This is a genomic window from Pseudomonas sp. TWP3-1 (assembly GCF_049896625.1).
Classification (GTDB): domain Bacteria; phylum Pseudomonadota; class Gammaproteobacteria; order Pseudomonadales; family Pseudomonadaceae; genus Aquipseudomonas.
The window spans coordinates 349287-375008 of sequence record NZ_JAFCUQ010000002.1 but is presented as its reverse complement, the minus strand read 5'-3'; the positions used below and the strand labels follow the sequence as shown (position 1 = coordinate 375008).

Annotated in this window: 23 protein-coding genes; 16 read left to right on the top strand and 7 right to left on the bottom strand. The window is 59.7% G+C overall.

From position 1 onward, the window contains the following. The first annotated feature begins 14 nt into the window (after positions 1-14). The 12 genes from ACP7BN_RS04905 to ACP7BN_RS04850 all read left to right on the top strand — a co-directional run bounded on the left by ACP7BN_RS04905 (position 15) and on the right by ACP7BN_RS04850 (position 10586). The gene (locus tag ACP7BN_RS04905; RefSeq protein WP_426202069.1) at positions 15-1358 is read left to right on the top strand and encodes an aryl-sulfate sulfotransferase; all 1344 of its coding nucleotides are present in this window, start codon (positions 15-17) and stop codon (positions 1356-1358) included. A gap of 189 nt (positions 1359-1547) precedes the next feature. Beyond that, complete coding sequence (locus ACP7BN_RS04900) at positions 1548-1874, top strand: hypothetical protein (protein WP_426202067.1); 327 nt, start codon at positions 1548-1550, stop codon at positions 1872-1874. A gap of 388 nt (positions 1875-2262) precedes the next feature. After that, positions 2263-3078 (top strand): energy transducer TonB, encoded by an 816-nt coding sequence (locus ACP7BN_RS04895; protein WP_426202066.1) that lies wholly within the window; start codon positions 2263-2265, stop codon positions 3076-3078. A gap of 45 nt (positions 3079-3123) precedes the next feature. After that, on the top strand, positions 3124-3849 hold the full coding sequence (locus tag ACP7BN_RS04890; protein WP_426202065.1) for a MotA/TolQ/ExbB proton channel family protein: 726 nt from the start codon (positions 3124-3126) through the stop codon (positions 3847-3849). Position 3850: 1 nt separating this feature from the next. Then, positions 3851-4252, top strand: a complete 402-nt coding sequence (locus tag ACP7BN_RS04885; protein WP_003220570.1) for an ExbD/TolR family protein — start codon at positions 3851-3853, stop codon at positions 4250-4252. A gap of 169 nt (positions 4253-4421) precedes the next feature. Then, a complete protein-coding gene (locus tag ACP7BN_RS04880; protein WP_426202063.1) occupies positions 4422-5003 on the top strand; it encodes an alpha/beta hydrolase in 582 nt (193 codons plus the stop codon). 62 nt (positions 5004-5065) lie between these two features. Beyond that, the gene (locus ACP7BN_RS04875; protein WP_426202061.1) at positions 5066-5986 is read left to right on the top strand and encodes a sigma 54-interacting transcriptional regulator; all 921 of its coding nucleotides are present in this window, start codon (positions 5066-5068) and stop codon (positions 5984-5986) included. Between the two features lie 160 nt (positions 5987-6146). Then, positions 6147-6944 carry a MetQ/NlpA family ABC transporter substrate-binding protein gene (locus ACP7BN_RS04870; protein ID WP_426202059.1) on the top strand — a complete coding sequence of 266 codons (798 nt, stop codon included), beginning with the start codon at positions 6147-6149 and terminating at the stop codon, positions 6942-6944. A 682-nt stretch (positions 6945-7626) separates the two neighbouring features. Beyond that, entirely contained in the window at positions 7627-8292 is a 666-nt protein-coding gene (locus ACP7BN_RS04865; protein WP_426202057.1) for an amino acid ABC transporter permease, read from the top strand. Further along, entirely contained in the window at positions 8273-8932 is a 660-nt protein-coding gene (locus tag ACP7BN_RS04860) for an amino acid ABC transporter permease (RefSeq protein WP_426202055.1), read from the top strand. Before ACP7BN_RS04865 ends, ACP7BN_RS04860 begins: the two co-directional genes overlap by 20 nt. Beyond that, positions 8929-9711 (top strand): amino acid ABC transporter ATP-binding protein, encoded by a 783-nt coding sequence (locus ACP7BN_RS04855; protein WP_426202054.1) that lies wholly within the window; start codon positions 8929-8931, stop codon positions 9709-9711. Before ACP7BN_RS04860 ends, ACP7BN_RS04855 begins: the two co-directional genes overlap by 4 nt. After that, the gene (locus tag ACP7BN_RS04850) at positions 9708-10586 is read left to right on the top strand and encodes a transporter substrate-binding domain-containing protein (protein WP_426202052.1); all 879 of its coding nucleotides are present in this window, start codon (positions 9708-9710) and stop codon (positions 10584-10586) included. The genes ACP7BN_RS04855 and ACP7BN_RS04850 overlap by 4 nt, the downstream gene beginning before the upstream one ends. 198 nt (positions 10587-10784) lie before the next feature. Here the strand turns inward: ACP7BN_RS04850 and ACP7BN_RS04845 are convergent, their stop codons facing one another. After that, entirely contained in the window at positions 10785-11981 is a 1197-nt protein-coding gene (locus ACP7BN_RS04845) for an AAA family ATPase (RefSeq protein WP_426202051.1), read from the bottom strand. A 146-nt stretch (positions 11982-12127) separates the two neighbouring features. Here ACP7BN_RS04845 and ACP7BN_RS04840 point away from each other — a divergent pair, with 146 nt between their 5' ends. The 4 genes from ACP7BN_RS04840 to ACP7BN_RS04825 all read left to right on the top strand — a co-directional run bounded on the left by ACP7BN_RS04840 (position 12128) and on the right by ACP7BN_RS04825 (position 19755). Next, complete coding sequence (locus tag ACP7BN_RS04840; protein ID WP_426202050.1) at positions 12128-13231, top strand: efflux RND transporter periplasmic adaptor subunit; 1104 nt, start codon at positions 12128-12130, stop codon at positions 13229-13231. Continuing rightward, the gene (locus tag ACP7BN_RS04835) at positions 13228-14295 is read left to right on the top strand and encodes an efflux RND transporter periplasmic adaptor subunit (RefSeq protein ID WP_426202048.1); all 1068 of its coding nucleotides are present in this window, start codon (positions 13228-13230) and stop codon (positions 14293-14295) included. The genes ACP7BN_RS04840 and ACP7BN_RS04835 overlap by 4 nt, the downstream gene beginning before the upstream one ends. Next, a complete protein-coding gene (locus tag ACP7BN_RS04830) occupies positions 14292-17345 on the top strand; it encodes an efflux RND transporter permease subunit (RefSeq protein ID WP_426202047.1) in 3054 nt (1017 codons plus the stop codon). The genes ACP7BN_RS04835 and ACP7BN_RS04830 overlap by 4 nt, the downstream gene beginning before the upstream one ends. A 157-nt stretch (positions 17346-17502) precedes the next feature. After that, positions 17503-19755 (top strand): glycoside hydrolase, encoded by a 2253-nt coding sequence (locus ACP7BN_RS04825; protein WP_426202045.1) that lies wholly within the window; start codon positions 17503-17505, stop codon positions 19753-19755. A 3-nt stretch (positions 19756-19758) separates the two neighbouring features. On the opposite strand, the gene ACP7BN_RS04820 is transcribed toward ACP7BN_RS04825, so the two are convergent. The 6 genes from ACP7BN_RS04820 to ACP7BN_RS04795 all read right to left on the bottom strand — a co-directional run bounded on the left by ACP7BN_RS04820 (position 19759) and on the right by ACP7BN_RS04795 (position 25686). Continuing rightward, complete coding sequence (locus ACP7BN_RS04820) at positions 19759-20385, bottom strand: class I SAM-dependent methyltransferase (protein ID WP_426202043.1); 627 nt, start codon at positions 20383-20385, stop codon at positions 19759-19761. A 54-nt stretch (positions 20386-20439) separates the two neighbouring features. Then, positions 20440-21084 (bottom strand): methionine ABC transporter permease, encoded by a 645-nt coding sequence (locus ACP7BN_RS04815; protein WP_064116958.1) that lies wholly within the window; start codon positions 21082-21084, stop codon positions 20440-20442. Continuing rightward, on the bottom strand, positions 21074-22198 hold the full coding sequence (locus ACP7BN_RS04810) for a methionine ABC transporter ATP-binding protein (RefSeq protein WP_426202040.1): 1125 nt from the start codon (positions 22196-22198) through the stop codon (positions 21074-21076). Before ACP7BN_RS04810 ends, ACP7BN_RS04815 begins: the two co-directional genes overlap by 11 nt. Continuing rightward, positions 22199-23008: a MetQ/NlpA family ABC transporter substrate-binding protein gene (locus tag ACP7BN_RS04805; RefSeq protein WP_426202038.1), complete on the bottom strand. Its 810-nt coding sequence runs from the start codon at positions 23006-23008 to the stop codon at positions 22199-22201. Between the two features lie 126 nt (positions 23009-23134). After that, entirely contained in the window at positions 23135-24493 is a 1359-nt protein-coding gene (locus ACP7BN_RS04800; RefSeq protein WP_426202035.1) for an LLM class flavin-dependent oxidoreductase, read from the bottom strand. After that, the gene (locus ACP7BN_RS04795; RefSeq protein WP_426202033.1) at positions 24493-25686 is read right to left on the bottom strand and encodes an SfnB family sulfur acquisition oxidoreductase; all 1194 of its coding nucleotides are present in this window, start codon (positions 25684-25686) and stop codon (positions 24493-24495) included. Before ACP7BN_RS04795 ends, ACP7BN_RS04800 begins: the two co-directional genes overlap by 1 nt. Between the last annotated feature and the right edge of the window lie 36 nt (positions 25687-25722).

Below are 25722 nucleotides of genomic sequence, written 5' to 3'. Positions count from 1 at the left end.
TAAGGAGCTGCATCATGTTGCGCATCAAAACCGCTTTTCCGCTGCTGTTGTCCAGCGCCGTGCTCAGTGCCGGAGCGCTCGCCGCGCCCAGCGTCTACCCGACCGGCGTCACCCGGTATGACCCGGCCAAGGCCTTTAACCAGTATGTGATTTTCAGCGGCGCCGACAAGCAGACGCACCTGATCGACATGAATGGCAACCAAGTTAAAACCTGGGCGCAAGCCGGGTTTCCCTCGGCGATCATCGACCCGAAACTGGTCGGCGGCGAGCGCGGGCGTGTGTTGTTGCAACTCAGCGAAAAAGACCCGGGCAAGCTTGGCTCGGCCGGCAACGGCCTCGGCAACCAGAGCGTCGGCGAGCTGGACTGGAGCGGCAAAGTCGTCTGGCAGTGGGGCGACAAGGCCCCCGGTGGCGCTGCGCAACAGCATCACGATCAGCGTCGCTTGAGCAATGGCAACACCCTGGTGTTGGCAAACAAGGTGCACAAGGTCAAAGGCTTCAAAGTGCCCGAGGTGATCGACGATGCGATCTACGAAGTCAGCCCGACGGGGGAGGTGAAATGGCAGTGGCTGGCCTCGGATCACTTGAATGAATTCGGCTTCACTGCCGAGCAGTTGAAACTGGTGCGCGCCAGCGACGATCCGGATTACCTGCACATCAACAACCTGAGCCTGGTCGGGCCGAACAAGTGGTTCGATGCGGGTGACAAGCGCTTCCACCCGGACAACCTGCTGTTCGATTCGCGCAATGCCAACTTCATTGCGATCATCGACAAGAGCAGCGGCAAAGTGGTCTGGCGTCTGGGGCCGAATCTGCCGCTGATCAACCCGAAAACCGCGCAGCAACTGCCGCGTCCGGTGGATCAGTTTGTCGGTCAGCATGACGCGCATATCATCCCGGCCGGGCTGCCCGGCGCCGGTAATCTGCTGGTGTTCGATAACCAGGGTTCGGCAGGTTATCCAAACGCCAAACTGGGACTGATTTCAGGCTCGCGAGTGTTGGAAATCGATCCGCTGAAAAACGAGATCGTCTGGCAGTACAGCGCCGCCAATTCGAAGCAACCGGGCTGGGCGTTCTACAGCTCGTTCATCAGCAGTGCGCGGCGTTTGCCCAACGGCAACACACTGATCGATGAAGGCATGAACGGGCGCTTTTTTCAGGTCACCGCCAGCGGCGAGAACGTTTGGGAATACGTCAGCCCGTATCAAGGCAAGGCGCCGGGCAGCGATGCAATCAGCAACTGGGTCTATCGAGCGTTGCCTGTGAGTTATGACTGGGTGCCAGCCGGGACGCCGCGTTCGGAAACCGCAGTGATTGCGCCTGTGGTTGGCGTGCAACAGACCAACGCCAGTCGTTAGTTGAAATGTAATTAATGTTCGAGCAAATCGAAATAAGCTATGAGTTAGTTGAACGGTACTTATCGCAATTCGGTTTATAAATCGCGTGGACAAGCTATCGATGTCGAACCATCCTGAGTCTCGTGAGTTTCCAGGAGGAAACTTGCTCTCATCGGAAGACTCTTATCCAACGATAAAGGAAATCGAATTATGTCGAGCATTAATGGCACTTATGTAAACGCCAACGCTGGCGCCAAACTGACGATTACCGATGGCAACGACTCCAACGGCACGTTCAGTGGTCAATTCAGCCAGGGCGGCGTGAATTACGATGTCAGCTACGGGCATTACCATTTCCAGAACAGCACCGGACAACCTACCACCATTACGTTTGTCGGTCTGAATGGCAACAGCGGGTTTCAGGCGTGGTCGTTGTTTTCACCCGATCACAACTACTCGAAAGTTCGCGCAGCCGGTTCCCGTACCAACTTTGACGGTGAAGTAGTTCTCTTGGCAGGGGAATTCGTCAAACAGTAACTCCGCTGACATAAATAAAGGCCGGTGCATACAAATGCATCGGCCTTTTTATTTGCTCAATCAAAAAATAAAATCAACTATTTACTTGGTATCAGTTGTCCCCGGATGCCGGGTCAGCGTTTTATCCGATGCCTTGCGCGAATATTTTCAATGCCGCAAAAGCATGCCGCTTTACTCGCATCGCTGTAGGCCTTATGGGCCGCGGCGTTGGCGAGGTTGACCGTTTTACATATTCCATAAACGTCTATCCATAACATGAAAGATTACTTTCGGAGATAAGCGTCAAGCCCAATGATTTGACCCATCGATGGCGTCGTGGGGGATTCAACAGCGGCGCAATCGACAGCTTTTGCAAAGAGACCGCAAAGAGACCGCAGGGAGTTAATCAATGGGCAATGTCCAGACCGCCGCCAGTGCACAGGAGGTGCTGTGGCGCCAGGCGCCGAATGGTGAGTTGGTCGATCTTGGCCGACCCCATCGCGTGCCGTTGGGGCAGCTGCGTTTGCAGCGCGCACCCAAGGGAATTCTGAGCCGCCGCGAAACGATTCTGCTCGGCGTGCTGGCGCTGGTGGTGCATGGCGCGGTGATCTACTGGATCAATCAGCATCCGACGCCAGCACTGCCAATTGTGCCGCCGGAAATTCCACCGATGACCATCGAATTTTCGCGCCCGGCGCCGCCAGCGCCACCGGTGGTTGAACCGCCGCCGCCAGCGCCTGTGGTCGAGCCTCCGCCGCCGGTTGAAGACGAACTCGCGGTGAAGCCGCCGCCACCAAAACCGATCCCCAAGCCAAAACCGAAGCCGGTGGCCAAACCGCTTCCAAAACCGGCACCGAAGGCGGTTGAACAACCCCCGGCGCCGCCACAACCGACAGCACCCGTCGCCGCGCCTGCGCCTCCTGCCCCACCAGCGCCGGCACCGGTAACCCCGGCCTCGGCCAACGCCGCCTACCTGAAAAACCCGGCGCCGGAATATCCGTCGCTGGCCCAGCGTCGCGGCTGGGAAGGCACGGTGTTGTTAAGGGTGCACGTATTGGCCAACGGCAAACCGGGTGAGATCCAGATTCAGAAAAGCAGCGGCCGGCAACAACTCGACGACGCGGCACAGGACGCCGTGAAGCGTTGGAGTTTCGTCCCGGCCAAGCAGGGTGATGTCGCCCAGGACGGCTGGGTCAGCGTACCCATCGATTTCAAGATTCATTAAACCGAAACCTAATTCGCGCTAAACGTTTACACGAGGGAACACATCATGACGTTACTGGCATCTCCACTGGAATCCATCGAAAGCGCGGTGATCTGGCTGCTGGTGGTTTTTTCCGTCGCCACTTGGGGCCTGGCTCTGCTCAAGGCCGTGCAGTTCGGTCGATTGAAAGCGCAGGATCGCAAGTTCCATAAACGCTTCTGGGCGGCGTCGAGTCTCGACTCCGCCGCCGAGTTGAGTGAAACCCAGCCCGGCGCTGCGGCCCGGGTGGCGCAGGCCGGTTACGCGGCGATTCAGGTGGGCGAGGCGCCGCAGGCAGCGGATCTGAGCCATGCGATCAACCATCAGGATCGTCTGGAACGTGCCTTGCGCCAGCAGATCGTCCGCGAGCGACGTTCGCTGGAAAGCGGTCTGGCGGTGGTTGCGAGTATTGGCAGTACCTCGCCGTTCATTGGGTTGTTCGGCACGGTGTGGGGAATCATGGAAGCGTTGAAGGGAATCAGCGCAGCAGGCTCGGCAAGTCTGGAAACCGTCGCCGGCCCGATTGGTGCAGCACTGGTCGCCACGGGCGTGGGGATCGCGGTCGCGGTGCCGGCGGTGCTGGTTTACAACTACTTTTTGCGGCGTCTGAAATTGACCGCGGCGGATCTGGACGATTTTGCCCACGACTTCTACAGCCTGGCGCAGAAGAGTGCGTTCCGCGTGTTGATTCACCCCACGGCAAACAAAGTCGCGGCGCAGGGCAACACAGCGAAAGTGAAGGAGGCATCCTGATATGGCCTTCTCCACGCAAGACAGCGATGAGGTCCTGAGCGAGATCAACGTGACACCGCTGGTGGACGTGATGCTGGTGCTGCTGGTGGTGTTTATCGTCACCGCGCCACTGCTGACCAATGCGATCCCGATCAACCTGCCGAAGACCGAGGCGGTGGCGCCGGTCGAGCAGAAAGACCCGCTGGTGGTGAGTATTGATGGCGCCGGCAAACTGTTTATCAACAAGGATGAAATCCAGCCGGATCTGCTGGAGTTCAACCTTAAATCGGCCAAGGCCAAAGACCCGGAAGTACGCGTGCAATTGCAGGCGGATGACGGAGTGAATTACGGCGAAGTGGCGCGAGCCATGGCGTCGATCGAGCGGGCGGGGATTACCAAGTTGTCGGTGATTACTGCGCGGTAAGGGTTTTTCAAGTTTTCCGGGGCCGTCTCCTTGGCAGGGTGCGGCCCTTTTTTTGCTTCGCACTACATATGCGTTTCAGGTCTTAATAAATAGCTTCTTATTCCTTAACGAATATAAATCCCCTCCCTATACTCCTCCAGTAACAGACACGACGCAGGAGTGCACCCCCATGCGCAACGAATCAATCCGCTATCTGATTGTGCCGGGCTGGCAAGGATCGCCAGAAGATCATTGGCAAACCCATTGGCAGAACAGCCTGCCCAACAGCGCGCGCGTGGAGCAGGCCGACTGGCTGACCCCGCGCCGTGAAGACTGGGTTGCCGCGCTGGCCGAGGCGATTGCCGCCGACAGCACACCAGTGATCCTGATCGCCCACAGCCTCGGCTGCGTCACCGTCGCGCATTGGGCGGCGACTGCGCCGTTGCAGTACCTGCGTCAGGTACGCGGTGCGTTGCTGGTTGCGCCGGCGGATGTCGAACGTCCGGCCTGCGCGCCGGCATTGCGTAATTTCGCGCCGATTCCAACTGACTTGCTGCCGTTCCCGAGCCAGGTGGTCAGCTCCGACAACGACGCCGCCGTCAGTGCGCCGCGCGCGCTGGAGCTGGCGCGCAACTGGGGCGCCGAGGCGGGGATTCTCGCCGGTGCCGGGCACATCAATGTGAAGTCCGGGCATCAGCGCTGGGAGCAGGGTTTTGCCTATCTGTATCGCCTGCAAAATCGCCTGGAACACCACGCCCGGCGTCGCGCTTGAAGCCTTTCTTTTTTATCTAACAATCGCCCCCGTCTCCCGGCGGTTTTGGGCGGGAGTCTGCCATGAGTCTTGAAACCTTCGGTCAGCCGTTGCTGACCTTTCCCGATGCGGAAAAAAGTCCCCTGAGCATCCGCGCCAAGGCGCTGGTGTTCGTCGATCCACGCTCGCGGCAATTGCGCGAAGAGCTGGAAAATCTGGCCCCGCGTTCGATTTCGGTGTTGATTCGCGGCGAGACCGGCTCCGGCAAGGAATTGCTCGCCCGGCATATCCATCGCGCCAGTGATCGCAGCGGTCTGTTTGTCTCGGTGAATTGCGGCGCAATCAGCCCGACCTACGCCGACGCCGAACTCTTCGGCTATGCCGCCGGCAGTTACAGCGGTTCGGCCAGCAGTCGCGCCGGGTGGTTTGGCTCAGCCAATGGCGGCACCTTGTACCTGGATGAAATTGGCGACCTGCCGCTGCCGATTCAGATCAAATTGCTTTGCGCGCTGGAGAATCACGAAGTCACCCGCGTCGGCGCGCATCAGCCAAGTCCGGTGGACGTGCGCCTGGTGGCGGCGACCAGCATCGATCTGGCGCAAGCGGTGGCGGCGGGGAAATTCCACGAGCGGCTCTACCACTATCTCAGCGAAGGTCATCTGGAACTGCCGGCATTGCGTGAGCGCATCGGCGATATCCTGTCGTTGGCCGAATATTTCCTCGGCATCTATAGCCAGCGTCTGGACCTGCCAGTGCCGCTGATCAGCGAAGCCGCGCAGCATGTACTCGAGCAACACAGTTGGCCGGGCAACACCCGCGAGCTGGAAAACGTCATTCACTTTGCGCTGCTGGTGAGCACTGGCGACGAGATCTTGCCCGAGCATCTGAACCTGCCGCCGGTGCTGACGCAGATCGAAAACCAGATCAGACAGATCCTCGACAGCGGCTCCAACGCTGACCAGACCGCGCTTAAACAACTATTGAAGAACAGCGGACTGGTCTAGCGCCTGCATATGAACAAAATGCATATGAAGGTGAATAATCGTTATTGTCCGGGAATAAAAAATCCCGGTATTGTCCGACTCACGCCAGCAGTAGCACATTGCTGGCACACGTATTAATGCCGTCGTCGATGACGACCGTGATTTTCGATAAGGACACTGCATGAAAAAGGTTCTGTTGTTTACCGCATTGGCGGCTGCTCTGACTGCTTCGCTGGCTCAGGCCGGCGAGAAGCTGGTAGTTGCTGCGACCCCGGTGCCGCACGCTGAAATTCTCGAACTGATCAAACCGACCCTCGCCAAAGAAGGCGTGGATCTGGAAATCAAAGTCTTCACCGACTACGTGCAGCCGAACGTGCAGGTTGGCGAGAAGCGTCTGGACGCCAACTACTTCCAGACCAAACCGTACCTGGACAGCTTCAACGCCGGCAAATACAAGGACGACAAAGCCAAATATCTGGTGACTGTGCAGGGCGTGCACGTTGAACCGTTCGGCGGCTACTCGAGTAAGTACAAAACCCTGGCCGAACTGCCAGACGGCGCGACCATCGCGATCCCGAACGAAGGCAGCAACAGCGGCCGTGCCCTGATCCTGTTGCAGAAGGCTGGCCTGATCGAGTTGAAAGACCCGAAAAATGCGCTGGCCACGCCGAAAGATATCGCCAAAAACCCGCACAACTTCAAGTTCAAGGAACTCGAATCGGCCCTGCTGCCACGCGTTCTGAAGGAAGTTGATCTGGACATGATCAACACCAACTACGCGCTGGAAGCCAAGCTCAATCCGACCAAGGATGCGCTGGTGATCGAAGGCGCGGATTCGCCGTACGTGAACTTCCTGGTGGCCCGTGAGGACAACAAGAACAGCGACGCAATCCAGAAACTGGCCAAAGCCCTGACCAGCCCGGAAGTGAAAGCGTTCATCGAGAAGAAATACAACGGCGCGGTATTGCCGGCGTTCTGATCTGACGCTTTGAAACACCCCCTTCAGGTGTGAAAACGCCGATGGCTAGTGATAGTCATCGGCGTTTTTGTATGCCTTAAAAGCCCCTCACCCTATCCCTCTCCCGGGGGGAGAGGGGACTGATTGGGGGATGCTTCAGATATACGCCGACCTGATCCTGCTTTGCCGAATCCATAATCGACTCAGTCGTTCAGAGTCCTGCCTTGTGCAATCCATAATCGACTCGTTTTCTCAGGTCGATGTATGCCGCGAGACATCTCGGTCGGCCCCCTCTCCCACCGGGAGAGGGCTGGGGTGAGGGGCTTTTGGTTTACGCCGTGGTCTTCAACGCCCGGCGCAACGCCACCAGCAATTTCACAATGTCCTGCGGATCCAGCCGCTGCGGCACTTTTACGTCAGCCATATTCTCTTCCTTGTAATGGTTTGGCCGGGGAGTCTGGCCAAAAGCTGTTCGTCCTTGGAGGGCTCTCCCGAAAAAAAGACCCTTCCTACAGCGAAAAGGAAAATAGCCTTCTTATTCCTTCCCGGCAAACCCACGGGATAGTTTTTTGAGTGATATCAATATGCTTTAACGGTATTTAAATTCTGGTTTTTATACCTTTAAAGTCGATGCCTGCCGGACAGCCATTCGCTGTCCATGGAGTGCATCACCGCCGCTTACCCAGTGGCGTCAGGACGTTTCATGACCTTCGATTACGCATTTATCCTCAGCACCCTGCCGGCGTTTCTCAAAGCCGTGGGCGTGACCCTGCAGGTAGGTTTGATCGCTATCGGCACCTCAATGCTGGTGGCGTTGCTCAACGCGACGATTCTGGTATTCCGCACGCCGTACCTGCAAAGACTGGTCGGCCTGTATGTGGAACTGGCGCGTAACACGCCGCTGCTGATCCAGCTGTTCTTCGTGTATTTCGCCTTGCCGGCGCTGGGGATCAAAGTCTCCGGTTTCGCCGCTGCGATTATCACCATGACCTTCCTTGGCGGTGCTTACCTGACGGAAGTGCTGCGTGCCGGGGTCGATGCCGTGCCGCAGGCGCAGCTTGAATCCGGCCGTTCCATCGGGTTGTCTCACGGCCAGTTGCTGCGTTACGTGATCCTGCCGCAAGCGGGAATCCTCAGCCTGCCGTCGCTGTTCGCCAATTTCATTTTTCTGCTCAAGGAAACCACCATCGTCTCGGCGGTGGCGGTGCCGGAAATCCTCTACACCACCAAGAGCTACATCGCGCTGTATTACAAAACCTACGAAATGCTCGCCGTGCTGACGCTGATTTGCGTGCTGTTGTTCTTGCCGCTGTCGCTGCTGCTCAGCCGTCTGGAACGGAGGATCCAGCATGGCCAGTTCGGGTCTTGAATTGCTCTGGGTGTCGTTGCCGCAACTGGCCAAAGGTGCCGGGCAGACCTTGTCGATCTCATTTCTGAGCATCGCCATCAGCACCGTCGGCGGCGTGCTCTACGGTGTGCTGCGCACGCTGAACGTGAGGTGGCTGAACGTGATTCTGCGGATTTATCTGGAGCTGTTCCGCGCGATTCCGGTGTTGGTTTGGCTGTATCTGCTGTTCTTCGGTCTGCCGATTTTCTTTGGCGTGAGCTTGCCGAGTTTCTGGTGCGCAGTGCTGGTGCTGTCGTTGTGGGGCGCGAGCGAGGTTGGCGAAGTGGCGCGCGGTGCGTTGCATTCGTTGCCGCGCGGGCAGCGTGAGGCGGGGCTGTCGATTGGTCTGAGCGCGCCGCAATTGTTCGGCTACGTGCTGCTGCCGCAAGCGCTCAAACGCATGACGCCACCGACTATCAACGTCTACACACGGATCATCAAGACCAGTTCGCTGGCGGTGCTGATCGGCGTGGTCGATGTGATCAAGGTCGGCCAGCAAATCATTGAGCGCACCTACGAATCGGTGCTGATCTACGGCGTGCTGTTTCTGTTTTTCTTTTTCATCTGCTACCCGCTTTCGGCCGCCTCGCGCGTGCTCGAGCGGCGCTGGACACAAGCATGAGCGCATTGATCGAGTTTCACGGGTTCAACAAATTCTTCGGCGAGCAGCAGGTTCTCAACGGCATCGACCTGAGCGTCAAATCCGGCGAAGTCATCGTCATTCTCGGCCCCAGCGGTTGCGGCAAAAGTACGCTGCTGCGTTGCCTCAACGGTCTCGAAGTGGCCCACAGTGGTTCGCTGAAATTTGCCGGGCGCGAACTGCTCGACAAGGACACCGACTGGCGCGATATCCGCCAGCAGATCGGCATGGTGTTCCAGAGTTATCACTTGTTCCCGCACATGAGCGTGCTCGACAACCTGTTGCTCGGCCCGCTGAAAGTACAGAAACGCCAACGCCGCGAAGCGCAGCAACAAGCCGAAGCGCTGCTCGAGCGCGTGGGCCTGGCGGACAAGCGCGATGCTTTTCCGCGCCAGCTCTCCGGCGGTCAGCAGCAACGCATCGCTATCGTCCGTTCGTTGTGCATGAACCCACGGGTCATGCTGTTTGATGAAGTCACTGCCGCCCTCGATCCGGAAATGGTCAAGGAGGTGCTTGAAGTGATTCAGGGGCTGGCCCGCGAAGGCATGACCCTGTTGATCGTCACCCACGAAATGGCCTTCGCCCGCGCGGTGGCTGATCGCATCGTGTTCATGGATGCCGGGCGCATCCTTGAACAGAACCCGCCCGAGCTTTTCTTTACGAACCCGCAAACCGCACGCGCGCAGCAGTTCCTGGAGAAATTCTCCTACGTCGCAGCACTGCCCAAAACGACTCGAACCAAGGAACTGGAACTGCCATGAAAACTGCCAAAGCATTATTCGTACTGCCGCTGCTGAGCCTCGCGCTGCTGGCCGGCTGCAACAAGACCGACGAACCGGCCAAGCCGAAAGTCGCCAGCGAAAGCACCGCCCCTGCCAGCTATCTGGACAAGATCAAGGCGCGCGACAAATTGATCGTCGGCGTATTCACCGACAAGCCGCCATTCGGTTTCGTCAATGAAGCCGGGCGTTATGTCGGTTTCGATACCGACATCGGCCGTCGATTCGCCAAGGATCTGCTCGGCGACGAGAACAAGGTCGAGTTCGTCGCAGTGGAGCCGGCGAGCCGTATTCCGTTCCTGCAAAGCGACAAGGTTGACCTGATCCTGGCCAACATGACCGTCACCCCTGAGCGTAAGGAAGCGGTGGAATTCACCAACCCGAACCTCAAAGTCGCGGTGCAGGCACTGGTGCCGCAGGGCAGCGACGTGAAGAAACTCAATGATCTGGCGAGCCGCACCACCATCGTCACCACCGGTACTACGGCCGACATCTGGCTGACCAAGAATCACCCGGACTGGAAGCTGCTGAAATTCGAGAAAAACTCCGAGTCACTGCAAGCCCTGGCCAATGGTCGTGGCGATGCTTACGCGCAGGACAATCTGGTGCTGTTCAGCTGGGCCAAACAGAACCCGGGCTACCGCGTGCTGGACGAAAAACTCGGCGCCGAGGCACCGATTGCGCCGGCGGTGAAGAAGGGCAATATCGAACTGCGTGACTGGGTGAACGCTGAGTTGGCCAAGTTGGGAGAGGAGCAATACCTGCTCAAGCTGTATGACCAATACGTGCGTAAAGAGCTGAGCGATGACACCAGGCCTGAGAGCGTGATTGTCGAGGGTGGGAAGTGGCAGGGGTGAGGTGATTGCCTGTTGGGTCGGTGGTGAGGCCTGCCCCTCACCCCAGCCCTCTCCCGAGGGAGAGGGAGCCGATCTCTGTGCTTTCAGAACCGGAGTTCGGCTCAAGACTTTCAGGTCGACGTAACTTTAAAGAACAACTCGATCAGTCCCCTCTCCCCCGGGAGAGGGTTAGGGTGAGGGGCTCTCCAACTGACACACTTAGTCAGGCCAATTCCACGCCGGCTCATCGAGTATCCGCTGCCCGACAATCCCGGTCTGCCCCAGCGTCTTCTCCAGCACGATGCAATTGCATTCCTCATCCTCCTGCAACGCCGAAATCAACCGCCGAGCATGCGACACCACCCAAACCTGACACTCCTCCGACGCCCGAATAATCAGCCGCGCCAACGCCGGCAGCAGATCCGGGTGCAGACTGGTTTCCGGCTCGTTCAGCACCATCAGCGACGGTGGCCGTGGCGTCAGCAGCGCCGCGACCAGCAGCAGATAACGCAGCGTGCCATCCGACAACTCCGCCGCCGACAATGGCCGCAGCAATCCTTCCTGATAAAACTCGATGGCGAAACGTCCGCCGGCCTGCGGTTCGATATGCAGTCGTGCTCCGGGAAAAGCGTCACTGATCGCTGTTTGCAACGCCTCGGGATCGCCGATTTCAATGATCGTCTGCAACGCTGCCGCCAGGTCGCGGCCATCGTGATGCAGCACCGGCGTGCGCGTGCCCAGTTGCGGCTGGCGCACCGGCGCGTCGGCGTCGCTGCGAAAGTGATCGTAGAAGCGCCAGCGCCGGATGAATTCGCGCATCTGGAACACTTCCGGCGAGGTGCGCAGGCTGCCGACCTGGTCGAACAGGCTGTCGAAGTTCGGCGTGTGCTGGGCCAGCACGTCCCAGCTGCGGTTATCCCGAGTGCGGATCATCGGGCCGTCGCGATCCACCAGCAGGCTCGCCGGACGATAGATTTGGCCCGCCCAAATGCATTCACGCTTGATCTGCGGGTCGAGGCTAAACCGCGAGGGGATGGGCTGAGAATTGCCGGGCAGCATGAAATGTCCATTCGAGTCGGGCAGTCCGAGGCTGATCGAATAACTGAAATCCTCCCCGGCAAATCCCAGGCGCAGGCGCTTCACGCCTTGGCGCACGGTCGATTCAATCGGCACTTCACCATTACGCATGCGTCGGCTAATGTTTTCCGGCCCGGCCCAGAACGTCGAGTCCAGCCCACCCTCGCGAGCCAGCGCATTGACCACGCCGCCCTGCGCGGTTTCCGCGAGCAGGCGCAACGCCCGGTACAGGTTGGACTTGCCGCTGCCGTTGGGGCCAGTGATCAGGTTCAAGCGGCCGAGCGGGATCACCAATTTATTGATCGAGCGGTAATTGGCCACCGCAAGGGTTTTGAGCATGAAAGTCCTTCTCTGGTACCCCGAATCTGCGTCAGGATACGCCTGCGCGGGTAAATGCTGATAACGCGCAAGCGAAGGCGGAACCCTGTTCTAAGCTCACAGTCGTATCGTCACTTGCACGTTCGTACAAACGCAAAGGAGTCTGCATGGCGAGTCCCGGTTTGAAAACAGTGGTGATACTGAGTCTGCTCGTGCTGCTGAGCGCCTGTGGCGAAAAGAAGCAGGCCGAAAAGGACCTGCCGCGCGTGTTCGTGCAAGAGGTCAAACCGGCGGATTACGCCGCCTCGGTGACCCTGACCGGTGACGTGCAGGCGCGGGTGCAGACCGATTTGTCGTTCCGCGTCGGTGGCAAGATCATTCAGCGCATGGTCGATGTCGGCGACCGCGTCACCGCCAAACAAGTGCTGGCCAAACTTGATCCGAAAGATTTGCAGACCAACGTCGATTCCGCCAATGCCCAGGTGCTGGCCGAGCAGGCGCGGGTCAAACAGACTGCAGCGGCGTTCGTGCGTCAGCAAAAACTCCTGCCCAAGGGCTATACCAGCCAATCCGAATACGACTCTGCCCAAGCCGCGTTGCGCAGCAGTCAGAGCGCGCTTACCGCTGCGCAGGCGCAACTGGCCAATGCCCGCGAACAGCTGAGCTACACGGCGCTGGTCGCCGATGCGCCGGGCATCATCACGGCGCGTCAGGCTGAAGTCGGGCAAGTCGTGCAAGCCACCGTGCCGATCTACAGCCTGGCGCGCGACGGCGGTCGTGACGCGGTATTCAACATCTACGAATCACTATTGTCCGGGCCGCCATCGGATCGTTCGATCGAGGTCAGCCTGCTCGACAACCCGAAAATCAAAACCACCGGCACCGTGCGCGAAATCACCCCGGCAGTTTCGGCGCAGACCGGCACCGTGCAAGTCAAAGTCACCCTCGATGCCTTGCCGGACGGCATGCAGCTCGGTTCTGTGGTCAGCGCCACAGCGAAAACCGCGGGCAAATCCGCCGTCGAGTTGCCGTGGTCGGCGCTGACGAAAAACCTCAGCGACCCGGCGGTGTGGATCATCGACGGCGAGGGCAAAGCGCAGTTGCACACGGTTACGGTCGGTCGTTATCTCACCGGCAAAGTCATCGTCAGCGACGGCTTGAAAGCTGGCGACAAAGTGATCATCGCCGGCGGCCAACTGCTGCATCCGGGGATGAAAGTCGAGATCGCTGAAAACACCTACAAGGATCTGCAAGTGGAAGCCCAGCCATGAAGCGCCTGCTGCTGTTGTCCGCGTTACTGGCGCTCGGCGCTTGCTCGGAAAAGGAAGCGCCACCGGAGCCGGTGCGTCCGGTGCTGTCGGTGGAAGTCAAAACCCTCAATCAAGAAGACCTCGGACGATTCGCCGGGAGCATTCAGGCGCGTTACGAAAGCAATGTCGGTTTCCGTGTGCCGGGTCGCATCGCCAGCCGTAATGTCGATGTCGGCGCCGAGGTCGAGAAGGGCGCCTTGCTCGCGACTCTCGACCCGACCGATCAGCAGAACCAGTTACGCGCCGCCCAAGGCGATCTCGCACGCATCCAGGCGCAGTACATCAACGCTCAGGCCAACGCTCGTCGCCAGCAGCAATTGTTCGACCGCGGCGTCGGCGCTCAGGCGCAACTCGACATCGCACAGACCGATCTGAAAACCACGCAGGCTTCGCTCGATCAAGCCAGGGCGGCGCTGAGTCAGGCCAAGGATCAGCTCGACTACGTGCAACTGCGCACCGACCACAAAGCCGTGGTCACCGCGTGGAATGCCGAGGCCGGGCAAGTGGTTACTGCCGGCCAGCAAGTGGTGACACTGGCGCAACCGGACATCAAGGAAGCGGTGATCGATCTGCCGGACACGCTGGTCGATCAACTGCCGGCGGATGTGGTGTTCTCGGTGGCCGCGCAACTCGACCCGAGCATCAACACCACAGCGACCATCCGCGAAATCGAACCGCAGGCACAAAGTGCAACCCGTACGCGCCGTGCACGTCTGACACTGACCGATACGCCGCAGGGCTTTCGCCTCGGCACCGCGATCAGCGTCACCCTCAGCTCGGCAATCAAGCCGCGTCTGGAATTGCCGGCTAGCGTGGTGCAGGAGGTCGACGGCAAGACACGCATCTGGGTCATCGATTCGCAGGCACAAACCGTATCGCCACGCGATGTGAGCCTGATCAGCCGCACTGACAGCACGGTGGTGCTGGCCGGTGGGGTGAAGGCTGGTGAGCGCGTGGTGACGGCGGGAGTGAACAGCCTCAAACCGGGGCAGAAAGTCAAAATCGACGAGGACAGTCCACGATGAAAGGGCCTTTCAACTTATCCGAGTGGGCTCTCAAGCATCAGTCGTTCGTGTGGTACCTGATGTTCGTCGCGCTGCTGATGGGCGTGTTTTCGTACATGAACCTCGGTCGCGAGGAAGACCCCTCGTTCACCATCAAGACCATGGTCATTCAGACCCGTTGGCCCGGTGCAACGCAGGAAGAAACCCTCAAGCAGGTCACCGACCGCATCGAGAAAAAACTCGAGGAACTCGATTCCCTCGACTACGTGAAAAGCTACACGAGGCCCGGTGAATCCACGGTGTTCGTGTACCTGCGCGATACCACCAGCGCCAAGGACATCCCGGACATCTGGTACCAGGTGCGCAAGAAGATCAACGACATTCGCGGTGACTTCCCCAAAGGTCTGCAAGGGCCGGGATTCAACGACGAGTTCGGAGATGTGTTCGGTTCGGTGTATGCGTTCACCGCCGACGGCTTGTCGATGCGCCAGTTGCGCGATTACGTCGAGCAAGTGCGCGCCGAGATCCGCGAAGTACCGGGGCTGGGCAAGGTCGAGATGGTCGGCGAGCAGGACGAAGTCCTCTACCTGAACTTCTCCACGCGCAAACTCGCGGCACTGGGCATCGATCAGCGCCAGGTTGTACAGAGTCTGCAATCGCAGAACGCGGTGACGCCGGCCGGTGTGATTGAAGCCGGGCCGGAGCGGATTTCTGTGCGCACTTCCGGGCAGTTCGCTTCGGAGAAAGACCTGGCCGACGTCAACCTGCGCCTGAATGACCGCTTCTATCGTCTGGCGGATATCGCCAACATCAGTCGCGGTTACGTTGACCCGGCAATCCCCGAATTCCGCTTCGACGGTAAACCTGCGATCGGCCTCGCCATCGCGATGAAGAAGGGCGGCAACATCCAGGAATTCGGCAAGGCGCTGCACCAGCGCATGGACCAGCTGACCGCTGATTTGCCGGTAGGCGTTGGCGTGCACACGGTTTCTGATCAGGCCGACGTGGTGGAAAAAGCCGTCGGCGGCTTCACCAGCGCGCTGTTCGAAGCGGTGATCATCGTATTGGTGGTGAGCTTCATCAGCCTCGGTGTGCGCGCCGGTCTGGTGGTGGCGTGCTCGATTCCGCTGGTGCTGGCGATGGTCTTCGTGTTCATGGAATACAGCGGCATCACCATGCAGCGGATTTCCCTCGGCGCGTTGATCATCGCCCTCGGCCTGCTGGTGGACGACGCCATGATCACGGTGGAGATGATGGTCACGCGGCTGGAGATGGGCGAGACCAAGGAACAAGCCGCGACCTTCGCCTACACCTCGACCGCATTCCCGATGCTCACCGGTACCCTGGTGACCGTCGCCGGTTTCGTGCCGATTGGCCTCAACGCCAGTTCGGCCGGCGAGTACACCTTCACCCTGTTTGCGGTGATCGTGGTGGCGATGCTGGTGTCGTGGATTGTCGCGGTGCTGTTCGCGCCGGTGATCGGCGTGCATATTCTCAGCGCCAAGGTGAAGCCGCATAACGCAGAACCAGGACGCGTCGGCCGTGCCTTCAACTACGGCATGCTCTGGGCCATGCGCAACCGTTGGTGGGCAATCGGCATCACCGTTGGGTTGTTTGCGGCGTCGGTGTTTTCCATGCAGTTCGTGCAGAACCAGTTTTTCCCTTCGTCGGACCGGCCGGAAATTCTCGTCGATCTCAACCTGCCGCAAAACGCCTCGATGGCCGAAACGCGCAAGGCTGTGGACAAGCTCGAAGCCACCCTCAAGGGCGACCCGGACATCGTCCGTTGGAGCACTTACATCGGCGAAGGCGCGATCCGTTTCTATCTGCCGCTCGACCAGCAATTGCAGAACCCGTACTACGCGCAGCTGGTGATTGTGAGCAAGGATTTTGAATCCCGCGAAGCGCTGAGCCAGAAGCTGCGTGAACGCCTGCGCAAGGACTTCGTCGGCATCGGCAGTTACGTGCAAGCGCTGGAAATGGGCCCGCCGGTCGGGCGGCCGATCCAGTACCGGGTTAGCGGCAAGGACATCGATCAGGTGCGCAAACATGCGATCGAACTGGCCACTGAGCTGGACAAAAATTCGCACATTGGCGAGATCATTTACGACTGGAACGAGCCGGGCAAAGTCCTGCGCATCGACATCGCCCAGGACAAGGCGCGGCAACTGGGCTTGTCGTCGGAAGACGTGGCCAATCTGATGAACAGCATCGTTGTCGGTTCGCCGGTGACTCAGGTCGATGACGACATCTATCTGATCAACGTGGTCGGGCGTGCCGAGGATGCTGAACGCGGTACTCCGGAGACCCTGCAGAACCTGCAAATCGTCACGCCAAGCGGCACTTCGATTCCGCTGCTGGCCTTCGCCACTGTGCGTTATGAACTGGAACAGCCACTGGTGTGGCGCCGCGACCGCAAACCGACCATCACCATCAAAGCCGCAGTGCGTGACGAGATTCAGCCGACCGATCTGGTCAAGCAATTGAAACCGACCATCGATCAATTCGCCGCCGGTTTGCCGGTGGGCTACAAGGTCGCTACTGGCGGTACGGTGGAGGAAAGCGGCAAGGCCCAGGGGCCGATTGCCAAGGTTGTGCCGTTGATGCTGTTCCTGATGGCGACCTTCCTGATGATCCAGTTGCACAGCGTGCAGAAGCTGTTTCTGGTCGCCAGTGTCGCGCCGCTGGGGCTGATCGGCGTGGTGCTGGCGCTGATCCCGACCGGTACGCCGATGGGCTTTGTGGCGATCCTCGGGATTCTCGCGCTGATCGGTATCATCATCCGTAACTCGGTGATTCTGGTGACGCAGATCGAGGAACTGGAGAAAGAAGGCCTTGAGCCTTGGGATGCGGTGGCGAAAGCGACGGAGCATCGACGCCGGCCGATTTTGCTGACAGCGGCTGCAGCCAGCCTGGGCATGATCCCGATTGCCCGGGAAGTGTTCTGGGGGCCGATGGCCTACGCGATGATTGGCGGGATTATCATCGCGACATTGCTCACGCTGCTGTTTTTGCCGGCGCTGTATGTGGCCTGGTACAAGATTCGCGAGCCGAAAAAAGACGCGGCGTGATGGTGCGTTGGCAGGTCAATTCCTACAGGCAAATGCATTGCACCTGTGGGAACTGGCCTGCCAGCGATCGTTTCTACAATTCTCCAACATCTTGCTGACCGACATCCCGCTCCGCCTGCTTTACCCTCCCTTGCTTTGACGCAGAAGGGATATCCCCATGCAGCTTCTCCATCTCGGCTTGCGCTGTGCCGTGCTCGGCTTCGCTTTGTTGCTATCGCCCTGGGCCTCGGCCAACACCGTGCTGGAAAACCCGTTGTGGCGGGTCGAACTCGACCCGGCAACCCTGGCGATTCGTGTCACTCCCGCACAGGCGCAAACGCTACAGGCGTCTGCTGGCGTTGCCGCGCACAAGGTCAGTCAGCTCACCACGACTTCCACGCGGGCCGATTGGCAATGGGACGATGGCGCGTGGACGCTGAGCGTAAGGCTTGATCAGCGTGATCTGGCGTTCTCGATCACTGCGCGCGACCCGGCCGAGCTGGAGTTCTTGCGCCAACCCGCGAGCGCCATGGGCAAAGGCCTGATCTGGCCGCTGGCCGAGGGGCATTACGTGCCGCGCGGTGATCCGCTGTGGCAGGAATTTCTGCTGGGACAGGGCGCGTTCAATACCACTCAGGATCTGAGCCTGCCGCTGTGGGGTGTCGACCATGGCAGCTTCACGCTGAACTGGCTGATGACCAATCCCTACAACAATCAGATCCTGTTCAGCGCAGAGGACCAGACGCTGGCGTTGCGCGCCCGGCATCAATTCACCTCACTCCAGCCGTCGACGCCACTGACCTTCAGCCTGTTTCTCGGGGAAGCCGATCCGTTAGCCGGCGCAAAACGCTACCGGCAATGGCTGATCGATCACGGCCGCTACGAAACCCTGAGCAGCAAATTCGAGAAAACCCCTGAGGCGAAAAAGCTCTTGGGTGCCAGTCATGTTTATCTGTGGGGCAATGACTTGCTTGGCAGCAAGGACGTGCGCAATTGGCCGATTCTGCTCGGCAAGTTGCGCGCCCAAGACGCGATGGCCAGTCAGCTACGCGCGGGGATGGATCGTGAAGCATTGCAGGTTGTGGCCAGCACGATGGCGTTGAATGCCTACCAGAAAACTGTGCTGATGCGCGGTCTCAATGGCGCGTTGAATACGCTGGCGCGCAAGACCTGGCAAGCCCAAGCGGTGCCGGACATGCAGGCGCTGGTCAACGGTTATGCCAAGGTGCGGACGCAGGTGGAAACTGAGCTCTCTGACGCGCTGAATCCCGAGCCCGAGCGCTGGGGCAACACCTTGTCGCTGGATACGGTCAGGCAATTGCAGAGTGCCGGGCTGTCACGCTTGTGGCTGGGGTTGGGCGAGGGCTGGGAGGGTGGACTCTGGCATCCGCAAGCGGTCCGCGCGGGCGTGGCGGCGGGGTATCTGGTCGCGCCATATGACTCGTATGAAACCGCGCTCGGTCGTAGCGAAAATCCTGACTGGACCACCGCACATCTGGGCGACACGGCGCATCTTGAGTGCGCAATCGTGCTGAAAAACGGCCAGATGAAAAGCGGTTTCCAGCAGTCGGGTCACTACACCGATCCGCGTTGTGTGCGCCCATTGCTGGAGAAACGCGTCCCTGCGATTCGCGACGCCGCCGGTTTCAATAGCTGGTTTCTCGATGCCTATGCCACCGGCATGCTGTTCGACAGCTACCGTCCCGAGGCGACCATGACCCAGGCGCAGAATGCCCAAGGTAATGTCGAGGCTTCACGCTGGATCAATCAAGTGCTGCAACTGCCCAGCGGTTCGGAGGACGGCAATGCGACCACCGCGCAAGGCGTGTTGTTCGCGCATGGCATGCAGACGCCGGTGATTGGTTGGGGCGACGTCGATATGAGCAAGGACACCCGGTCCAAATACTATGTCGGCAAGTGGTATCCGCCGGAACAGCCTGAGGTGTTCTTCAAACCGGTGCCAATCAAAGAAGCCTTCCGCCGCGTCCACTTTGAACCGGCCAGTCGTTTGCCGCTGTATCAGGCGGTATTCCATGGATCGGTCATCACCACCCATCACTGGCTGTTCGACAGTCTGAAATTGAGCAACGTGCGGGTCGAGAATGAGCTGACGCAACTGCTGTACAACGTGCCGCCGCTCTATCACTTGAGCGCCGACACGTTGCAGCAGCGATTGCCGCTGATTGCCCGTCAGGATGTTTTTTTCCGACCGCTGCATGAGCGCCTGGCGACCCAGGCGCTTAGCGGTTTCGAATGGTTGAGCGAGGATCGCCGCGTACAGCAGACGTCCTTCGAGGATGGCACGCGGCTGCTGGCCAATTTTGATCTGCAGGTGCGTGAGGTGCAGGGACAGTTCTTGCCGGAGCAGAGCATTACCTTGCATTCGCCCGACGGTAGGGTGAAGCACTTCCAGGTTGGCGCTAGACCCTGAACGTCAGGTTTTGCGCCAGACGCTGGCCAGCCAGGGCTGCTGTTCGCGCGGCAACCCGGCTGGCCGGAAGTAATGCTCGAGTTCAGTGAACCCCGCAGCCGTCAGTAACACCCGCCACGCCTCAAGATCGTGATACGAGCCGTACCGCGGCCCGTTCCATCCTTCGCGGTTATCTCCGCGCGGGTTGGAACTGAACAACACACCACCCGGCTTCAATGTGCCGTGCAGTTGCTGCAGCACCCGAGGCAATTCCTGCAACGGCACATGAAACAGCACGGCATTGGCGAAGATCCCGTCAAAGCGCTCAGCGGGTAGATCAAGCTTGAGAAAATCCTGCTGCCAGACTTCGCAGCCGCTGTCATCACGCGCCATTTGTGCGAGTTTTTCCGAGCCGTCCAGACCGACCGCAACATGCCCCATCCGCGTGAACGTCTGCAAATCCCGCCCCGGCCCACAGCCGAAATCCAGAATGCTCAACGGTGCTTCAGCCTGAATATGCCGCAGCAACGCGTCGATATTCTGGCTGACATCATGATCGCGGGTGCCTTCGCGAAAGTCTTCGGCCACCGAGTTGTAGTGGCCGAGAGTTGTGGAAGTGATCTGCTCAAGATCGGTGGGGGTCTGTTTCATGGTCGGGGCTGCGCAGGCAATGGGATTTGCCGAATATACGCCATGCAACGGGACTCAGCGCTTGTTCAGCCCTCGCGCCAGTCGATCTCCACCCAATTGAATGACTGCCACCAGCGCCACCAGCAACACAATCACGGTCAACATGATCTGGCTGTCGAAGCGCTGATAACCGTAGCGATACGCGATGTCGCCCAACCCGCCGGCACCAATCGCCCCGGCCATGGCCGAGGAGTTGATCATCGTCACCAGCGTGATGGTGAAACCGCCGACAATCCCCGGCAACGCCTCGGGCAGCAGCACGTGCCAGACGATGTGCCAGCGCCGGCAGCCCATGGCTTGTGCGGCTTCGATCAAGCCGTGATCGACCTCGCGCAAACTGACTTCGGCAATCCGCGCAAAGAACGGTGTAGCGGCGATGGTCAGCGGCACGACTGCCGCCCACACGCCGTAAGTGGTGCCTACGATCAACCGCGTGAACGGAATCAGCGCCACCATCAGAATCAGAAACGGGATCGAGCGAAACAGGTTCACGAACGCGCCCAGTGCGCGGTTCAAAACCGGCGCTTGGTAGATCCCGCCCTTGTCGCTGGTGACCAGAATCACCGCCATCGGAATCCCCACCAGCAACGCGATCAGCGACGACACGCCAACCATCAAAAACGTGTCGATGAAACCTTGCAGCAAGCGATCAAACCACATAACCCAACACCTCCACCCGTTGCGCCCATTGCGCGGCGCGCTGGCGCAATTGCTCCGCATCCAGCGCTGAACCGGCCACCGCCAGTAGCAATTGCCCGAGCGCATGGCCCTGAATCCGTTCGACGCCGCCCTGAAGCAATTTCACCCGTCCGCCGAGGGCGGCAAACAACGCTGCAAGGTCTGGTTCATCGGCACTGCTGCCGGTGAATTGCAAACGCAGTACCACCGCTGCGTCGGATGACGGCGCTTGCGTGTGCAAGCGGCTGTGCAATTCGTCCGACAACGCGTGTTGCAACGGCGCGAGCAAGGTCTGGCTGACCTCGTGTTGCGGGTTGCCGAACACTTCCCACACCGGCCCCTGCTCGACGACACGGCCATGTTCAAGCACCACGACGCGGTCGCAGATTTCGCGGATCACGGCCATTTCGTGGGTGATCAAAACGATGGTCAGACCCAGGCGTTTGTTGATCTCGCGCAGCAAGCCGAGTATCGACTGGGTGGTTTCGGGGTCGAGTGCCGAAGTGGCTTCATCACACAGCAAAATGTCCGGGTCGTGCACCAGCGCGCGGGCGATGCCGACACGCTGTTTCTGTCCGCCGGAGAGCTGTGCCGGATAGGCTTTGTGCTTGGCTTCAAGACCCACCAGTTCCAGCAGTTCGCGGACTTTTTTCTCGCGCTGCTCTTTCGGTACGCCGGCAACTTTCAGCGGCAATTCGACGTTCTGCCACACGGTCTTGGCCGACATCAGGTTGAAGTGCTGGAAGATCATGCCGATCCTTCGGCGCAGGGCGACCAGGCGATCCTCGTCGAACTCGCCGATGTCCACTTGATCGATCAACACCCGGCCGGAGGTCGGTTGTTCCAGACGATTGATGGTGCGAATCAGCGACGACTTGCCGGCGCCGCTGCGGCCGATGATGCCGAACACTTCACCGCGCTGGATCGCCAGATCGATGCCGTGCAGCGCCGCGACCGGGCCTTGCCGACCTTCATAGGTTTTACCGAGGCCGATGAAGCGCACGTGGGCGCGGTTCAGCTCGGGGTGCAATTCGGTGCGCTCGGCGAGTGCAGTTGGCTCCGGAATCTCCGGTCGCCGTTGAATGGCAGCGGTCATTTAGCTTTCCCAACCGGCCTGATACAGCTTGCCGTGAGCTTTATCCAGCGCAGCGCGCACGGCCGGGGAGTGTTGGTAAATGTCGACGAATTTGATCAGCCGCGGATCGGTTTTGCTCTTCGGCTGGATCACGAACTGGATCACGTATTCCTTGTGATCGAGGCCGTCGAATAGCAGCGCCGAGCCGGCATCGAAGGTCTTTGCCAGACGAATGTAAGCCGGGTAGCCCTGCACCAGATCGGCGTCGTCGTAGGCGCGCACCAGTTGCACGGCTTCGACTTGCAGGATTTTGATCTTTTTCGGATTGGCGACGATGTCGTCTTCGGTGGCCTTGTAGCCAACGCCTGGTTTCAGCGTGATCAGGCCAGCTTTGGCCAGCAGTTGCAGACCGCGACCGCTGTTGATCGGATCGTTGGCGATGGCGACGCTGGCGCCTTCCGGCAATTCGTCGAAGCTTTTGTATTTCTTCGAGTACAGGCCGACGTTGTTGATGATCCCCGGTGCGAATGGCACCAGATCAAAACCGGCGGCGGCTTTGGCGTTTTCCAGGAACGGGATGTGCTGGAAGTAGTTCACGTCGATGTCGCCGGCGGCGAGGCTGACGTTGGGTGCGATCCAGTCAGTGAATTCCACCAGCTCGACTTTCAGGCCTTGTTTGTTGGCCTCTTCGACGGCGGCTTCCAGCGGAATCGCGAACGCTGCGGTGGTGCCGATTTTGAGTGGTGCGTCGGCGGCGAATACTGCCGAGCTGAACAGGCCGAGGGCCAGGGCCAGTGCTTTGACTGGGTGGGACAGGAGCTTCTTGGTCATAGTGATTTTCCAGTCAGTGCATGAAATTTGTGTTGTCTGGTCAGGCCTCATCGCTGGCAAGCCAGCTCCCACAGTGTTCTGTGAACGCCACATATCCCTGTGGGAGCTGGCTTGCCAGCGATGCTTTTAGCGGCGGAATGCCGATCCTGTGTGTTGCTCAGGCAGATGCGCTTCAGCGTGAAACAGCTTCTCGCGCAGGCTGCCGCTGTCGTACGCGGTCTTGTACGACCCGCGCGTTTGCAGCTCGGGGATCACCAGTTCGATGAAATCCACGTAGCTTTCCGGGGTAACGATGCGGGTCAGGTTGAAGCCGTCAAGGCCGGTTTCGGCGATCCACGATTCCAGTTCATCGGCGACTTGCTGCGGCGAGCCGACCACAGTGATGTAGCGGCCACCGAGGGCGTGCTGTTCGAGTAACTTGCGCCGGGTCCAGTCGTTGTTTTGCAGATTCTTGGTCGCCGACTGAATGGCGTTGCTCTTCACGTACTGGATCGGTTCGTCGATTGCGTATTCGGAGAAATCGATCCCGGTCGAGGCCGAGAAATGCGCCACACCGGCTTCGGCACTGGCGTAGCTCAGGTATTCGGCATGCTTGGCCCTGGCGGCTTCTTCGGTCGCGCCGACGATCACATTCAGGCCCATGAATACTTTGATGTCCTCGGGATTGCGCCCGGCCTCGACGGCGCTGGCGCGCACCTTGTCCACCTGCACCTTGGTCGACGGCTTGTTCTGGCCGCTGATGAACACGCACTCGGCATGCCGCCCGGCGAACAGCAAACCGCGATCCGAACTGCCGGCCTGGAACAGTACCGGCGTGCGCTGCGGTGACGGTTCGCACAGGTGATAACCCTCGACCTGATAGAACTCGCCCTGGTGTTCGACCTTGTGCACTTTGTCCGGTTGGACGTAGATGCGCTGCTGCGGATCGTTGAGCACCGCGCCGTTTTCCCAGCTGCCTTCCCAGAGTTTGTAGAGCACTTCGAGGTACTCGTCGGCCTGGTCGTAACGGCGGTCATGTTCGACTTGCTCGCTGAGGCCCATGGCTTTTGCGGCGCTGTCCAGATAACCGGTGACGATGTTCCAGCCGACGCGGCCACGGCTCAGATGATCAAGAGTCGACATGCGCCGGGCGAACAGATACGGCGGTTCGTATGTGAGGTTGGCGGTCAGGCCGAAGCCGAGGTTTTTGGTCACGGCGGCCATTGCCGAGACCAGCAACAGCGGGTCGTTGACCGGCAACTGGATCGACTCTTTCAACGGCACATCCACCGAGTTCTGATAGACGTCGTACACGCCGACGATGTCGGCAATGAACAGGCCATCGAACAGTCCGCGCTCCAGCAGTTGCGCGAGCTCGGTCCAGTATTCGATGGTTTTGTACTGGGTCGAGTTATCCCGTGGATGCGTCCACAACCCGTGGTTGATGTGGCCGATGCAGTTCATGTTGAACGCATTCAGCAGGATCTTTTTCTTCGCATCGCTCATCAGATGGTCCCCCGCAGTGGCGGGTTTTCATCGTTGAGGTAGTAATTGCCGACCGCGTGATATTTCCAGCGCACCGGGTCGTGCAGGGTGTGTACCCGGGCGTTGCGCCAGTGGCGATCGAGGCCGTGCTCGATCAGGGTTGCCTGGCTGCCGGCGAGTTCGAACAGCGTGCTGCCGGCGGCCAGCGAGATTTCGGTGCTGATTGCGCGCGCTTCGGCGACCGCGATGGAAGCTGCTGCGACAGTCTCGGCATTGGTCTCGGCCTGCGCCGCATCGAGGAATTCCCCGGCGCGTTCGAGCAAGGCTTCGGTGGCGTGCAGGCGGATGCTCAAGTGGCCGAAGCTTTTCAGGGTCAAGGGATCTTCGGTGGCTTTGTCGTTGCCGGAATCGATCCACGGCCGGGTCTTGCTGCGCACGAAGTGCAGCGCGTCCTCATAGGCGGCGCGGGCGATGCCGGTGTCGATCGCCGCGTGAAGAATCTGCGCCAGCGGGCCGACCGGGGTCGGACGCTCGAAAGCGCTCTGGAACGGAATCACGTCTTCGGCTGCAACGTACACGTCCTCAAACACCACCGAACCGCTGCCGGTGGTGCGCTGGCCGAAGCCGCTCCAGTCGTCGATCACCGTCAAACCTTTGCTGTCGTGCGGCACGAACGCCAGTTGCTGCACGCCATTTTCATCGACCACTGAAGTCGGAATGCGCTGCGCGTAAATCGCGCCGGTGGCGTAGAACTTGCGGCCGTTGATGCGATAACCATCGCCGTCGCGAGTCAGGCTGGTGACCCGGTCGTGGGCGGTTTTGGTGCCCAGTTCCGCCAGCGCATTGCCGAAGCGCTGGCCGGCGAGGACTTCGGCGTACAGGCGTTGTTTTTGCTCGTGGCTGCCGTTCACCCGCAGCACTTCGAGGGCGTAGAAATGGTTCTGCGGAATCTGCCCGAGCGAGCCGTCGGCCCGAGCGATCAGGGCGATGACTTTGGCCAGCGTGACGTTGGATACGCCAGCGCCGCCGTACTCCTTGGGCACGCTGATGCCCCACAGGCCGGAACGGGAAAATACGTCGAGCTCCGGCAACGGCAGACGCCGTTCACGGTCGCGCAGGTTGCTGTCGCGCTGGAAGTCTTCGGCCAGGTCGCTGGCGACGATCAGGGCTTGTACGTCGCTGGTGATGATCGCGACGGGATGGGAAAAGGTCATAGGGTTCTCCAGAGATCTGGTCAAAAGTTCTGGTCG